Source organism: Blautia sp. OM07-19 (assembly GCF_003481595.1).
Lineage (GTDB): Bacteria > Bacillota > Clostridia > Lachnospirales > Lachnospiraceae > Blautia_A > Blautia_A intestinihominis.
The window spans coordinates 19607-33225 of the sequence record NZ_QULA01000008.1; the positions used below are offsets into that span (position 1 = coordinate 19607).

Consider the following 13619-nt stretch of genomic DNA (forward strand, 5'->3'; position numbering starts at 1 on the left):
ATTTTCAATCAGAGAATGGCAGGTGTTTTTCTTATTTTTAAGGAGGGATAGATTTGAATGTATTTGAAGCTGTGAAGCAGTCCGTTACAACAAGACAGGCTGCGGAGCATTATGGAATCCGTGTAGGTCGGAACGGGATGGCTTGTTGCCCGTTCCATAACGATAAAACCCCAAGCATGAAGCTGGATCGGCGTTACCACTGCTTCGGCTGCGGTGCGGATGGGGATGTGATTGATTTTACCGCCGCCCTGTATGGGCTGGGAAAGAAAGAAGCCGCCGTACAACTGGCACAGGACTTTGGAATTTCCTATGAGGACTGGAAACCGCCGGGAAAGGTAAAAAAGCCCAAGCCCCGGCAGAAATCCCCGGAAGAACAGTTTCAGGAAGCAAAGAACCGCTGCTTCCGTATCCTTGCCGATTATCTCCACCTGCTTCGGGCATGGAGAAAGGATTATGTCCCGCACTCCCCGGAGGAAGCCGTTCATCCCCGGTTTGTGGAAGCCTTACAGAAGCAAGCCCAAGTGGAATATCTGCTGGATGTGCTGCTGTTCGGGGAAACGGAGGAAAAAGCAGCTTTGATTACGGACTACGGAAAGGATGTGATACAGCTTGAACAGCGAATGGCAGAGCTTGCAGCCGCAGACGCAGCAAGAACTAAAAAACACCATGAACGCCATGCAGCCGCCCCAGAGCATTGAGGAAATCAAGGCGGGGCTGGAAACTACCGAGAAAGGCGGTGTCCGTCAGAGCATACGGAACTGCCTGACCGTATTCCAGCGTGACCCGCTGCTTTCCGGGGCTATCGCATACAACATCCTGACCGACCGCAAGGACATCATAAAGCCCATCGGTTTTCACAGGGAAAGCACTGCCCTGAACGATACGGACATGAAGTATCTGCTTCTTTATCTGGAAGAAACCTACGGGCTTACCAATGAGAAAAAGATTGATAACGCCATCGGGATTGTGGCGAATGAAAACAAGTACCATCCCATCCGGGACTATTTAAGTACCCTTGTGTGGGACGGGACAGAGCGAATCCGTTTCTGCCTGCGGCACTTTCTGGGGGCTGACGCAGACGATTACACCTATGAAGCATTGAAGCTGTTCCTGCTGGGTGCAATCTCACGAGCCTTTCAGCCGGGGTGCAAGTTTGAAATCATGCTCTGCCTGGTAGGCGGTCAGGGGGCTGGCAAGTCCACTTTCTTCCGTCTGCTGGCAGTCCGGGACGAGTGGTTCTCCGATGATTTGCGGAAGCTGGACGATGACAATGTGTACCGCAAGCTGCAAGGTCACTGGATTATCGAAATGTCGGAAATGATGGCAACCGCCAACGCCAAGAGCATTGAGGAAATCAAGTCATTTTTAAGCCGACAGAAAGAGGTCTACAAGATACCTTATGAAACCCACCCGGCAGACCGCCCCCGTCAGTGCGTGTTTGGCGGCACTTCCAATGCCCTTGACTTCCTGCCCCTTGACCGTTCCGGCAACCGCCGCTTTATCCCCGTCATGGTGTACCCGGAGCAAGCCGAGGTTCACATTTTGGAGGACGAAGCCGCTTCCAGAGCCTATATCGAGCAGATGTGGGCAGAAGCGATGGAGATTTACCGAAGCGGAAGGTTCAAGCTGGCTTTCAGCCCCGCCATGCAGCGGTATCTCAAAGAACACCAGCGGGATTTTATGCCAGAGGACACCAAAGCCGGAATGATACAGGCGTATCTTGATAAGTACACCGGGAGCATGGTCTGTTCCAAGCAGCTCTACAAGGAAGCCTTGAACCATGCTTTTGACGAGCCGAAGCAATGGGAAATCCGGGAAATCAACGAGATTATGAACCAGTGCATTGACCGCTGGAGGTACTTCCCAAACCCAAGAATGTTTTCCGAATATGGCAGACAAAAGGGCTGGGAGCGTGAAAACCCGGCAACGGACTCCGGCAACCCGTCTGAAAAAACAATGGACGGTTTTGTGGAGGTCACAGAACAGATGGAGCTTCCATTCTGAAAATGACAGCCCGTTGCCCCCCCCTGTTGCTATCCCGTTGCCGAGCCGGTTGCCGGGGAAAATCCCGAAACTGTCGGTTTTTCTCCCCTATGACAACCAAAACAACAGAAAAATAAAAGAAAAGTATAAATAGTAACCATCGCCAGATTGAGATTGTTTGCAAGGTCTTTTGAAGCCCGTTGCCGGACTTCGTTGCCGACACCCTCTGTCTGGCTATTCTCATGTATGGAGGATAACTGCCTATGGCAAATAATAAGATGAATATTGAGGGAAAAAATTACTCGGATATTCCGGTGTGGCGTAGATATACGCTTACCATTGAAGAAGCAGCCAGATATTATCATATCGGCGAAGGAAAATTGAGAACGCTTATTGATGCACATCCCAATGAGGATTTTTATGTGATGAACGGCAATCGTGCCCTCATTAAGCGTGAGAAATTTGAGAGGTATCTGGATCAGGCTACTGCTGTGTAAACAGAGCTGACAGATTTACCGATTTCACATGATATAACTATGCGGAGAACTGGATTTGTGCTATGATAAAAGTGCAAGTCTGGCTCTCTTTTTTTGAAAGGAGAGTTCACGATGAGTGAGAAAAGACGAGATAACCGTAATCGGATTTTGCGAGAGGGCGAGTACCAGCGTAAAGATGGGAGGTATCGGTTCCGCTATATTGATGAGGACGGAAAAGAGAAAAATGTATACAGCTGGCGTTTAGACAAGAATGACCCAATGCCAAAGGGGAAGAAGCGGGAGCCTTCCCTGCGTGAGAAAGAAAAACAGATTGAAGCGGATTTGTTTGACCGTATCGTAACCAACGGTGGCAACTATACTGTTTTGGAACTGGTAGAAAAGTATGTTTCATTGAAAACAGGAGTTCGTCACAATACGGTTGCCGGGTATAAAACGGTCATCAATATGCTGAAAAAAGAGAGTTTTGGGAATCTGCGAATTGATAAGGTGCGTTTGTCAGACGCCAAGGCATGGTTGATTAAGCTCCAGCAGATTGATGGGCGGGGATATAGTTCCATTCATTCCATCAGGGGAGTTCTCAGACCGGCATTTCAGATGGCGGTAGATGATGATTTGCTTCGTAAAAATCCATTTGAATTTGAGCTTGCCTCCGTCATTGTCAATGATTCTGTTACCAGAGAAGCGATCACCCGAAAGCAGCAGAGAGATTTGTTGAAGTTTATTCAGGAAGATAAACATTTCAGCAGATACTATGATGCAATCTATATTCTTTTTCACACAGGGCTTCGTATCTCAGAGTTCTGTGGATTGACGGTTTCAGAAATCGAGTTTGGAGAAATGCGTATTAAGGTAGACCATCAGTTACAGCGTACTGCACAGATGCAGTATGTAATTGAAGAACCAAAAACTGACAAAGGCATCCGCTATGTGCCGATGACGGAAGCTGTCGCAGCGTGTTTTCGCAGAATCATTGCCAACCGCAAGACACCAAAAGTTGAACCGATGGTGGAAGGATATGCAGGATTTTTGTTTCTGGATAAAAACGATATGCCGATGGTTGCCCTTCACTGGGAAAAGTATCTGGAGCATATCATTCAGAAATACAACAGGATTTACCGTATCCAGATGCCGAAAGTTACCCCTCATGTATGCAGGCACACCTTTTGCTCTAATATGGCAAAATCCGGGATGAATCCGAAAACCTTGCAGTATATCATGGGTCACGCAGACATCAGTGTAACCTTGAACACTTACACCCATGTGAATTTTGATGATGCAAAGGAAGAAGTATATCGGATAGCGAATAGTTAAAAAAGCCCGTTGGTAAGGACGCTTGCTTTACCAATGGATTTACCAAGATTGCAGGGAAAAACATAAGAAAATATGAGAAGATTTGAGAAGATACCTTGAAAAGAAAGGAAAACTCAAAAGTCGGAAAACCCTGAAATATCAAGCGTTTGAGAAGAAATACAAGACTTAAATGGAGATATAAAAAGATGATTAAAGTATTATTCATTTGCCACGGCAACATCTGCCGTTCCCCAATGGCAGAATTCGTCTTCAAAGACATGATCAACAAAAAACAACTGCAGTCGGATTTCTATATTGCGTCTGCTGCGACGAGTACGGAGGAGATCTGGAATGGAATCGGGAATCCGGTTTATCCGCCGGCGCAGAGGGAGCTTGCAAAGCATGGGATTTCCTGTGAGGGCAAGCGGGCGGTGCAGCTTAAGAAATCGGATTATGATAAATATGATTATCTGATCGGGATGGAAGGCGTGAACAGGAGAAACATGCTGCGGATCCTTGGCAGTGATCCGGAACACAAAGTAAGTCTTCTGCTGGATTATTCAGACCGGCCGAGGGATATTGCAGATCCGTGGTATACGGGAAACTTTGAGCTGACATACAGAGATATTGTAGAAGGATGCGAGGGATTTCTGGAATATCTGAGGCGCAAAGGCTCTATATAAAATAAACAGTAATATTTGTCAGTATGCAGAATGGACAAATACCTTCGAAATAAGTTTAGATTCTTTTTTATTCAACGACATTCAACATCGACGGGGAGAATTTGTCGATGAAAACTTCTTTACACACATTTCAAATCTGTATATACTGTTCATACAGCAACTCTTAAAAGGGAGCAGTCAGGCTCCCTTTCTATCTATCATTTATCAGGGGCGTTCGCCCGAACATTCAGAAAGACGAGGAAATTAAATATGGAAATGACATACGAAAGTTTTGTAGAAACACTTCGTTCAGAGTTACTTGAAGCGACAGGATACGATGAGGAGATGATCTGTTATAAGCAGGAAACGGAATATCCACCTACATCGGGGGATCGGCTTCTATTGAAGAGACAGCGGAATGAGGAAATCATGGAAGTCTGTGCGTTGTATGTGCAGGACCTGTTCAGGGAATATCAAAATGGCTGGAGCATGGAAGCGATTGTGCGGGAGATCGTTGAGCGGCTGGATGCGATCGCAAGATCAGAATGTTTTCAGCGCTCCAGAAATCTTGAGGATTATGATAAGATAAAAGAGGACTTGTTTATCCGTCTTTTAAATATAGAAAAAAATCAGGTAGAACTTGAAGACTGTATTTACAGAACGATTGGCGACATTGCACTGGTGCTTTACGCGAGAATGGGAGAACTGAATGGCAGCAGTGCAAGCATTAAGATTAAACGACACATGTTGGAAAAGTGGGAGCAGGAGCCAAAACAGGTTTTTGAGGAAGCTTTGCTGAATACATATTTTATTTCGCCACCAAGGATCTATTGCTGGGAAAAGCTGATTTTTGATCCGGATTATGCAGGAGAGAATTTCATGAACCTGTTATGTGATTACAAGCTGAAGAAAGATGTACTGGGGAACTGTCTCAGTACGACAATCCGGACGAATGGAGCTGTGGCAATTTTTCTGCCCGGTGTGGCAGAGCGGATCGGGCAGCTGATGGGGGGAGGATTTTATATGGTGTTTACCAGCATTCATGAGGTGATGATCCACAATGAAAAGAGTGCAGATCCGGAAGAATTAAAAAAGGTTCTGGAGGATACCGTGAATGAAACGACTCCGCCAGAAGATTTTCTGACATATCAGATTTATCATTATGATCTTGAGACAGGATCATTTAGTGTCTTGTGATACAAACGACAGTGCCAAATGCCGGGTGGATGCATATAATATTAAGAAAGGATTTCTGGAGGAAAGACTTTGGCGTATAAAATTGTGCTGGATGCAGGCCATGGTGGTACAGACCCAGGTGCTATATATAAGGAAAGAAAAGAAAAAGATGATAATCTGGAATTGACGCTGGCAGTGGGCAAGATCCTGGAAGACAATGGGATAGATGTGGTGTATACTAGAACTACAGATATTTATCAGACACCTTTTGAGAAAGCGAAGATTGCAAACGAGGCGGGTGCAGATTATTTTATTTCTTTCCATAGAAACAGCAGCCCGGAGGAGAATCAGTATCAGGGAGTAGAAGTGCTGGTATATGATAAGAGTGGAATCAAATATGATATGGCGCAGAATATTGTGGGAGCCCTGGGTGAACTTGGATTCAAAGAACTGGGGGTCAATGCGCGGCCAGGTCTTGTCGTTCTTCGTAAGACCAGGATGCCGGCACTTCTGGTGGAGACAGGATTTCTGAATTCAGATGAGGACAATAAGCTGTATGACGAGAAACAGAAGGAAATTGCAGAGGCGATCGCGACATCTATTCTTGGAACCCTGAATGATGAGACGATAGAACAGCCATTGTATTATCGGGTTCAGACAGGAGTTTTCCGGCGTCGCGAAAATGCAGACAGGATGCTGTATCAGCTGACAGATCAGGGATTTCCTGCATTTTTGCTCTATGAAGGTGATCTGTATAAGGTTCAGGTAGGAGCTTTTCAGCAGATCGGCAATGCGATCCAGATGGAACAGAGACTCCGGGACGCGGGATACAGTACGATAATCGTTACAAAATAAAACACAGACAGGAGAAATTTATGTACGAGAAATTTTTGGAGGAAGTAGGAAACTTTGTTTTTATGGAGAATCAGCCGGAATCGGCGGATATTATTTTTGTTCCGGGAAACAGTTACCCTTATATGGCAGAAAAAGCGGCAGAGCTTTATCGACTGGGGCTGGCGCCGATGGTTCTTCCAAGTGGAAGATACAGTATTTCTGCAGGAAAGTTTTCCGGAGTGACAGGAGAGGCAGAGAAATATAATGGAGCCTACCAGACGGAATGGGAATTCCTGAAGGATGTACTGATGAAAAACGGCGTGCCGGAGAATGCCGTTTTAAGGGAAGACGAGGCAACTTTTACATGGCAGAATGCACTTTTTTCGAGAAAAGTGACAGATCAGGCCGGATTAAAAGTGAAAAAAGCAATTTTGTGCTGCAAGAATTATCATGCCAGAAGAGCATTTATGTATTATCAGAGGGCGTATCCGGAAACAGAATTTCTGGTATGCCCTTGCTCTGTGGATGAAATTACAAAAGAAAACTGGAAACTGACTCAGCATGGAATTGATGAAGTGCTGGCAGAGATAAAACGAATTGTCAGCCAATTTCAGATAATGATGCAAAAATAAATCCCATAATTTGTAAATTCTAAAAATAATTTAGGGGTGTCGAAAAAAGCAGAACTGTGATATAATACGTGTGTCGTAAAAGAAAATATTATGTTACGAAATATTTACAAAAAGGTAAAAGTTTGGTATATTGAAGTTTGGCATATCTTGAAAAAAGTAATGTCAGAATATTTGAATTAAATTTACTGATAGATAGAATATAACTGAGCGGATTTTATGGACGGGCAATGAAATGAATTATAACATAAGCACATCTGGTCAGGATAAATTGTTGATCATTTATATAATGTTTAGAATAGATTGAGGTAGAATAATTATGAAAAATAATAATAAAAATATGCATCTTTTTGCAATTGCAGCTCTTGCAGCAACTCTTATGGCAGGACAGGTTTCAGTTTCACCGGCTTATGCTGAGAGCACATCTGTGCAGTTAAGCAGTCTGATCCCGGATAACGTGACCGTAGAACAGCCAATGCCGCTTTCTGATATTTCACTTCCGGACAGTGAGTATGGAACACTTTCCTGGGTAGATTCATCCAGCGTGCCGTCTGAAAGGGTGCAGTCGTATGATGTCGTATTCAAACCATACGATTCTTCTGTGTTGTCAAAAATTTCCGGATGGGATGGAGAATCTGACGCAATTTACAGCACTGTGACAGTGGTTGTAAGTGGAATGGAATCAAATTCAGAGGAATCTGATGAGTGGAATGAAGATTCTTCGGAGAATTATGACGAAAATTATAACGATTCCGAAACAGAAAATGACGAAAATCAGGATAATTATGACGAAAACCAGGATTCTTCCGACGCAAATGAGGGGCAGAAGGAAGATTCAGCAGAGGATGACCAGAAAGCAGCACCAGAAGTAACAGCAGCTCCGGCTGAAGAAGAAAGCTCTGAGAAAGAAGCAGAAATCACTGAGGAGCCGTCAGAAGAAGCTGATGGTGAGTCAGAAACAACCAAAACAGATACAAAGGAAGAGCAGAAATCCGAAGAAAACAACAAAACAGAAGATACTGCCGAAGAAGATGCGAAGGTCACTCCATCTGAAACACCGGAGGTAACTGAGACACCAGAAGTAACAGAAACACCGGAAACAACCGAGACACCAGAGGCAACAGTGACTCCGGAAGCTGACAAGGACAATATCTTTGATGGTGCAGACAAGGATATCAAAGAGGATAACCGTTCTACAGATTTTGAGGAAGATCTGACTGATGCTCAGAAGGCAGCACTTGCTGAAGAAAATCACAGTGCAAATGGAATTACCGTATCAGGAATCGACCTGCCGTACTATGTTCAGTTCCGTGTTGCCAGTGGAGATGATTATGAATTTACCAATGAATCTGAGGCAAATGTCTTCCAGTCCTACGAGTTTGAACTGTGGGATCTCAAGAATGATACAGAATATGAGGTTCCGGATGGAGAATACGTCAGTGTGACAGTTCCGGTTAAAGCCGGCTACAGCTATACGATCGAACATCTTCTGGACAGCGGAGCAATGGAAACAATTGTGCCGAGTGTAGATGGAAGTACCATGATTTTCAGCACACATTCTTTCAGTCCGTTTGGAATTGCAGGAAGTAAGACACTGGTTGGTGAGGAAATTGAGGAAGATGGCTACGACACAGCAGTAGTGACAGAAACTCCGGATGCTGCCGGTTCAGCGGATCTCACACCAGTAGCAGATGATACAAATGATTCAGCAGCCGCTGATACAGCAGATACAACTACGACTACAGACAGTTCAGCAGCAGATACCACGAATACAGAAGTTACATCTGCACCGGAGGACAGTACTGCACAGACTTCTTCAGATTCTTCTGACGAAGATGAGAACAGTGAGGAAGATAACAGTAGTTCTGTTAAAGCGGTACATACAGGAGATACGACCAGCATTCTTCCATTTGTGATCCTTGCAATTGCAGCAGCAGCTATCGTTGGTGTGATCGTTTATCTGAGAAAAAGAAAAAAATAATAAATAAATCCGAGGGAATATACAGGTGATCCTTTCATATAATCTATATGGGAGGGTTGCCTGCATGAAAATAAAAGCAGTACTCAGATCTTTGTTTCTGGCGTATGCGCTGACAGGAATATGTCTTTTGCTTCTTGCATTTCTTGTATTCCAGATGGATATCGGGACAGGTCCGGTCACGGTTGGGATTATCGTGATTTATGTGATCTCCTGCATGGCTGGTGGATTTCTGGCGGGAAAGATCACCAGGAGAGAGAAATACCGCTGGGGCGCCCTGGTAGGTCTCTCTTATTTCATACTTTTGGGAACTGTTTCTTTTATCGTGAGCGGAAGCTGGGATATGAGCCCGGGACATATGATAACAACGCTTTGTATGTGCCTTGGAGGAGGTACTCTTGGAGGCATGCTATCTTAAGAAAAAAATGCTTTTAATTGAGCAGGATTTATGCTATACTATGCCCAGATAACTATACATAAGGAGGTATGATAATATGGAACATATCAAAACATTAAATACAAAGAATCTGCAGAACACAGTGAAAAAAGGTGGATGTGGTGAATGTCAGACATCTTGCCAGTCTGCTTGCAAAACTTCCTGTACTGTAGGAAATCAGAGCTGCGAGAACAAATAAAGCAAGTTCAAAGCAATCAGTTAAGCAGCGGAGTGAAATCCGCTGCTTATTCTTATGATTAAAAAGTTTTTATAATGAAAGGATTTTCAGAGAGATGAGTCTGATTCACAGATATCAGAACAATGGATACAATATTGTTCTGGACATAAACAGTGGATGCATCCATCTGGTAGACCTGGTTACATACGAAGTGCTTCCATATATGGAAGAAGGATTGAACGCAGAGGAAATTGTTTCCAAATTAAAGGATCGTTTCCCGGAAGAAGATATCCGTACTTCTGTTTCCGAGTGCGAGAAACTTAAGGAGCAGGGAATGCTCTTTACCAGAGATGCATATGAGAATGTAATAGAAGAATTTACCAAGAATCGACAGACCGTAGTTAAGGCTCTGTGCCTGCACATTGCCCATGACTGTAATCTGGCCTGTCGATATTGTTTTGCCGAAGAAGGAGAATATCACGGAAGACGTGCGCTGATGTCCTTCGAGGTTGGAAAGAAAGCACTGGATTTCCTGATCGCAAATTCCGGTTCAAGAAGAAACCTGGAAGTTGATTTCTTTGGCGGTGAGCCGCTGATGAACTGGCAGGTGGTCAAGGACCTGGTTGCCTACGGAAGAGAACAGGAGAAACTTCATAATAAGAAGTTCCGTTTCACACTTACCACGAATGGTGTCCTTCTCAACGACGAAGTGATGGAGTTCTGTAACCGTGAGATGGGAAATGTTGTTCTCAGCGTAGATGGCCGTAAGGAAGTCCATGACTTCATGCGTCCGTTCCGCAAGGGAGCCGGAAGCTATGACCTGGTCATTCCGAAATTCCAGAAATTCGCAGAATCCAGAAATCAGGACAAGTATTATGTAAGAGGTACTTTTACTCATCATAATCTTGATTTCTCCAATGACGTTCTGCATCTGGCAGATCTCGGATTCAAGCAGATCTCTGTAGAGCCTGTAGTTGCGGCTGACACAGAGGATTATGCGATCAGAGAAGAAGATATCCCGCAGATCAAGGAAGAATATGATAAACTGGCAAAGGAAATGATCGCCAGGGAAAAGGCCGGCAAGGGCTTCAATTTCTTCCACTTTATGATCGACCTTACCGGTGGTCCTTGTGTGTACAAGCGTCTGTCCGGATGTGGTTCAGGAACCGAATATCTGGCGGTAACTCCGTGGGGTGATTTTTATCCATGTCATCAGTTTGTTGGTGAGGAACAGTTCCTTATGGGAAATGTGGACGAGGGAATCACAAGACCGGAGATCCGCTGCGATTTCAGCAAATGTAATGTATATACAAAGGAATCCTGCAAGGACTGCTTTGCAAGATTTTACTGCAGTGGCGGATGTGCTGCCAATGCTTATCATTTCCAGAAAGATATTAATGGCAATTATGATATCGGATGCGAACTTCAGCGTAAGAGAGTGGAGTGCGCGATCATGATAAAGGCCGCATTAGCGGAATAAAATAATTCAGGAAAGGAAAGAACGATGAAGAAAAACAGAGCAATCGTTGCGCTGCTCCTGACCGCCATTATCACAGTCTTTCTGTGTTACACGGCTGGGATTGGCCTCGGACCAACAGGAACCGGTGCAGCAAAGAACATCAAGACCGGTCTGGACCTGTCAGGTGGTGTCAGCATTACCTATCAGGCAAAAGACAGCAACCCAAGTGCTGAAGACATGTCAGATACTGTATACAAGCTCCAGAAGCGTGTAGAACAGTACAGTACAGAAGCACAGGTGTACAAAGAAGGAAGCGACCGTATCGCAGTAGAAATCCCAGGAGTAACAGATGCAGACCAGATCCTCAATGATCTTGGTAAACCTGGTTCTCTGTGTTTTATCACACAGACAGACGATGACGGTAATGCAAACTTCTCAAGCACAGGAAGCGGTTATGCGCTTGCAAGAAGTCTGGATGAGATCCGCGAAGCAGGATCAGTAGTACTGGAAGGTACAGATGTGAAGGATGCCCAGGGAGGCGCTTTCCAGTCTGACAAAAACAGTTCCAGAGAATATGCTGTCAGCCTGACTCTTACAGATGAAGGTAAGACGAAATTTGCAGAAGCAACAGAGGCAAATGTCGGAAAACAGATTGCAATCGTTTATGATAACCAGATCTTAAGTGCTCCGAAGGTAAATGAAGCAATCACCGGAGGACAGGCACAGATCACCGGTATGTCAGGTGTAGAAGAAGCACAGAATCTTGCTTCCTATATCCGCATCGGTTCTCTGAGTATCGAACTTGAAGAACTCCGTTCCAGCGTAGTAGCAGCACAGCTTGGTGAGGAAGCAATTTCCACCAGCGTTATGGCAGGTTTGATCGGACTTGTGATCGTCATCATCTTTATGATCCTGATGTATCGTGTTCCTGGTGTGGTTGCAGGTGTAGCACTGGTTCTGTATACAGCGATCGTGCTGATCACACTGAATGCATTTGATATTACACTTACTCTTCCAGGTATCGCGGGTATCATCCTTGGTATCGGTATGGCGGTGGATGCCAACGTTATCATTTACGCACGTATCCAGGAGGAGATCGCAGCAGGAAGCTCCGTGAGAACTTCCATCAAAGCAGGTTTTGCCAAAGCGTTCAGCGCAATCCTTGATGGTAATGTTACAACTCTGATCGCGTCACTGGTCCTGATGTGGTTAGGTTCCGGTACGGTTAAGGGATTTGCATACACACTGGCTATTGGTATCGTAGTTTCTATGTTTACCGCACTGGTTGTGTCAAGACTGATCGTAAATGCACTGTATGCAGTAGGTGTCCGTGATCCGAAATTCTACGGAAGTGCAAAACAGCGTAAATTTGTTGATTTTGTTGGAAAGCGTAAAGTATTTTTCATTATTTCCATTATCCTGATCCTGAGCGGTCCGGTTGCAATGGTGGTTCATCATCAGACTGGCGGAACAGCATTAAACTATGCACTTGACTTCTCCGGTGGTACAGCTACAACAGTAACATTCAACGAAGATATGGATATCAAGCAGATCGATTCTGAAGTTACACCAGTTGTAGAAGAGGTTACAGGAGACAAGAATGTACAGCCGACCAAGGTATCTGGAACAAATCAGGTAGTGATCAAGACACGTACTCTGTCACAGGAAGAACGTGAGAAACTGGATCAGGCTCTGGTTGAGAACTTCGATGTAGATGACAGCCTGATCACAACAGAAAGTATTTCTGCTACTGTAAGTTCTGAGATGAGAAGAGATGCGATCGTTGCAGTTCTTGTTGCAACACTCTGCATGCTGGTATACATCTGGTTCCGTTTCAAGGATATCCGTTTTGCGAGCAGTGCGGTCCTTGCACTTCTCCATGACGTTCTGGTTGTTCTTGCATTCTATGCGATCTCCAGAATTTCTGTAGGTAATACCTTTATTGCCTGCATGCTGACAATCGTTGGTTATTCTATTAACGCAACGATCGTCATCTTTGACCGAATCCGTGAGAACATGCATGGAAGAAAGAATCCGGATAATCTGGAGCAGATCGTAAACGATAGTATCACACAGACACTGACAAGAAGTATTTATACTTCCTTTACAACCTTCGTAATGGTTGCAGTACTGTACATCCTTGGAGTATCCTCCATCCGTGAGTTTGCAGCTCCTCTGATGGCAGGTGTGATCTGCGGTGCATATTCTTCTGTATGCATTACAGGTGCACTGTGGCTGGTAATGAAGCGCCGCCAGGGCAAAGCCGTGGCACAGGCAGCGCTGGCTGGCAAGACAGCAGGTTCCAGCAAATCTTCTGCAAAACAGCCGACCAATACAGCACAGAACAATCAGCCTTCCAAGAAGGATAAGAATCAGCCGAAGAAGAAAAACCGCAAGAGAGTTGCAGAACGTCTCGCAGCTCAGGAAGCAGCGGCAAAAGAAGCGGCAGATAACGAAAACAAAACAGAATAATCAATAAATAAACCATATTCCCGGG

Annotated in this window: 13 protein-coding genes; all 13 read left to right on the top strand. The window is 44.8% G+C overall.

Annotated elements, in window-relative coordinates; genetic code table 11:
* The first annotated feature begins 53 nt into the window (after positions 1-53).
* The 13 genes from DXC01_RS07680 to secD all read left to right on the top strand — a co-directional run bounded on the left by DXC01_RS07680 (position 54) and on the right by secD (position 13594).
* Positions 54-698: a CHC2 zinc finger domain-containing protein gene (locus DXC01_RS07680; protein ID WP_118698653.1), complete on the top strand. Its 645-nt coding sequence runs from the start codon at positions 54-56 to the stop codon at positions 696-698.
* Positions 667-2004, top strand: coding sequence for a virulence-associated E family protein (locus DXC01_RS07685; RefSeq protein WP_118698654.1), 1338 nt, complete (start codon positions 667-669; stop codon positions 2002-2004). The genes DXC01_RS07680 and DXC01_RS07685 overlap by 32 nt, the downstream gene beginning before the upstream one ends.
* 242 nt (positions 2005-2246) lie before the next feature.
* Positions 2247-2480: an excisionase gene (locus DXC01_RS07695; protein ID WP_118698655.1), complete on the top strand. Its 234-nt coding sequence runs from the start codon at positions 2247-2249 to the stop codon at positions 2478-2480.
* Positions 2481-2591: 111 nt separating this feature from the next.
* Positions 2592-3791, top strand: a complete 1200-nt coding sequence (locus DXC01_RS07700; protein ID WP_008703747.1) for a site-specific integrase — start codon at positions 2592-2594, stop codon at positions 3789-3791.
* Positions 3792-3976: 185 nt separating this feature from the next.
* Positions 3977-4453: a low molecular weight protein-tyrosine-phosphatase gene (locus tag DXC01_RS07705; RefSeq protein ID WP_118698656.1), complete on the top strand. Its 477-nt coding sequence runs from the start codon at positions 3977-3979 to the stop codon at positions 4451-4453.
* 249 nt (positions 4454-4702) lie between these two features.
* Entirely contained in the window at positions 4703-5629 is a 927-nt protein-coding gene (locus tag DXC01_RS07710; protein WP_118252649.1) for a DUF5688 family protein, read from the top strand.
* A 69-nt stretch (positions 5630-5698) separates the two neighbouring features.
* Positions 5699-6463: an N-acetylmuramoyl-L-alanine amidase gene (locus DXC01_RS07715; protein WP_022214376.1), complete on the top strand. Its 765-nt coding sequence runs from the start codon at positions 5699-5701 to the stop codon at positions 6461-6463.
* A gap of 20 nt (positions 6464-6483) precedes the next feature.
* Complete coding sequence (locus DXC01_RS07720; protein WP_118252650.1) at positions 6484-7074, top strand: YdcF family protein; 591 nt, start codon at positions 6484-6486, stop codon at positions 7072-7074.
* Positions 7075-7390: 316 nt separating this feature from the next.
* Positions 7391-9052 carry a hypothetical protein gene (locus tag DXC01_RS07725; protein WP_243111572.1) on the top strand — a complete coding sequence of 554 codons (1662 nt, stop codon included), beginning with the start codon at positions 7391-7393 and terminating at the stop codon, positions 9050-9052.
* A 64-nt stretch (positions 9053-9116) separates the two neighbouring features.
* Positions 9117-9467, top strand: coding sequence for a TIGR04086 family membrane protein (locus DXC01_RS07730; RefSeq protein WP_022214373.1), 351 nt, complete (start codon positions 9117-9119; stop codon positions 9465-9467).
* A gap of 76 nt (positions 9468-9543) precedes the next feature.
* Positions 9544-9684, top strand: a complete 141-nt coding sequence (scfA, locus tag DXC01_RS07735; RefSeq protein WP_015541285.1) for a six-cysteine ranthipeptide SCIFF — start codon at positions 9544-9546, stop codon at positions 9682-9684.
* A 94-nt stretch (positions 9685-9778) separates the two neighbouring features.
* Positions 9779-11143 (top strand): thioether cross-link-forming SCIFF peptide maturase, encoded by a 1365-nt coding sequence (scfB, locus tag DXC01_RS07740; protein WP_022214372.1) that lies wholly within the window; start codon positions 9779-9781, stop codon positions 11141-11143.
* Positions 11144-11167: 24 nt separating this feature from the next.
* Positions 11168-13594, top strand: coding sequence for a protein translocase subunit SecD (gene secD, locus DXC01_RS07745; protein ID WP_118698657.1), 2427 nt, complete (start codon positions 11168-11170; stop codon positions 13592-13594).
* Positions 13595-13619 lie beyond the last annotated feature (25 nt).

Excerpts from the sequence above, each read along its gene's own strand:
- DXC01_RS07700 (WP_008703747.1), top strand. The coding sequence starts at position 2,592 with ATGAGTGAGAAAAGACGAGATAACCGTAATCGGATTTTGCGAGAGGGC.
- DXC01_RS07725 (WP_243111572.1), top strand. The coding sequence starts at position 7,391 with ATGAAAAATAATAATAAAAATATGCATCTTTTTGCAATTGCAGCTCTT.
- scfB (WP_022214372.1), top strand. The coding sequence starts at position 9,779 with ATGAGTCTGATTCACAGATATCAGAACAATGGATACAATATTGTTCTG.
- DXC01_RS07710 (WP_118252649.1), top strand. The coding sequence starts at position 4,703 with ATGGAAATGACATACGAAAGTTTTGTAGAAACACTTCGTTCAGAGTTA.
- DXC01_RS07730 (WP_022214373.1), top strand. The coding sequence starts at position 9,117 with ATGAAAATAAAAGCAGTACTCAGATCTTTGTTTCTGGCGTATGCGCTG.
- scfA (WP_015541285.1), top strand. The coding sequence starts at position 9,544 with ATGGAACATATCAAAACATTAAATACAAAGAATCTGCAGAACACAGTG.
- DXC01_RS07705 (WP_118698656.1), top strand. The coding sequence starts at position 3,977 with ATGATTAAAGTATTATTCATTTGCCACGGCAACATCTGCCGTTCCCCA.
- DXC01_RS07685 (WP_118698654.1), top strand. The coding sequence starts at position 667 with ATGAACGCCATGCAGCCGCCCCAGAGCATTGAGGAAATCAAGGCGGGG.
- DXC01_RS07720 (WP_118252650.1), top strand. The coding sequence starts at position 6,484 with ATGTACGAGAAATTTTTGGAGGAAGTAGGAAACTTTGTTTTTATGGAG.
- DXC01_RS07695 (WP_118698655.1), top strand. The coding sequence starts at position 2,247 with ATGGCAAATAATAAGATGAATATTGAGGGAAAAAATTACTCGGATATT.
- secD (WP_118698657.1), top strand. The coding sequence starts at position 11,168 with ATGAAGAAAAACAGAGCAATCGTTGCGCTGCTCCTGACCGCCATTATC.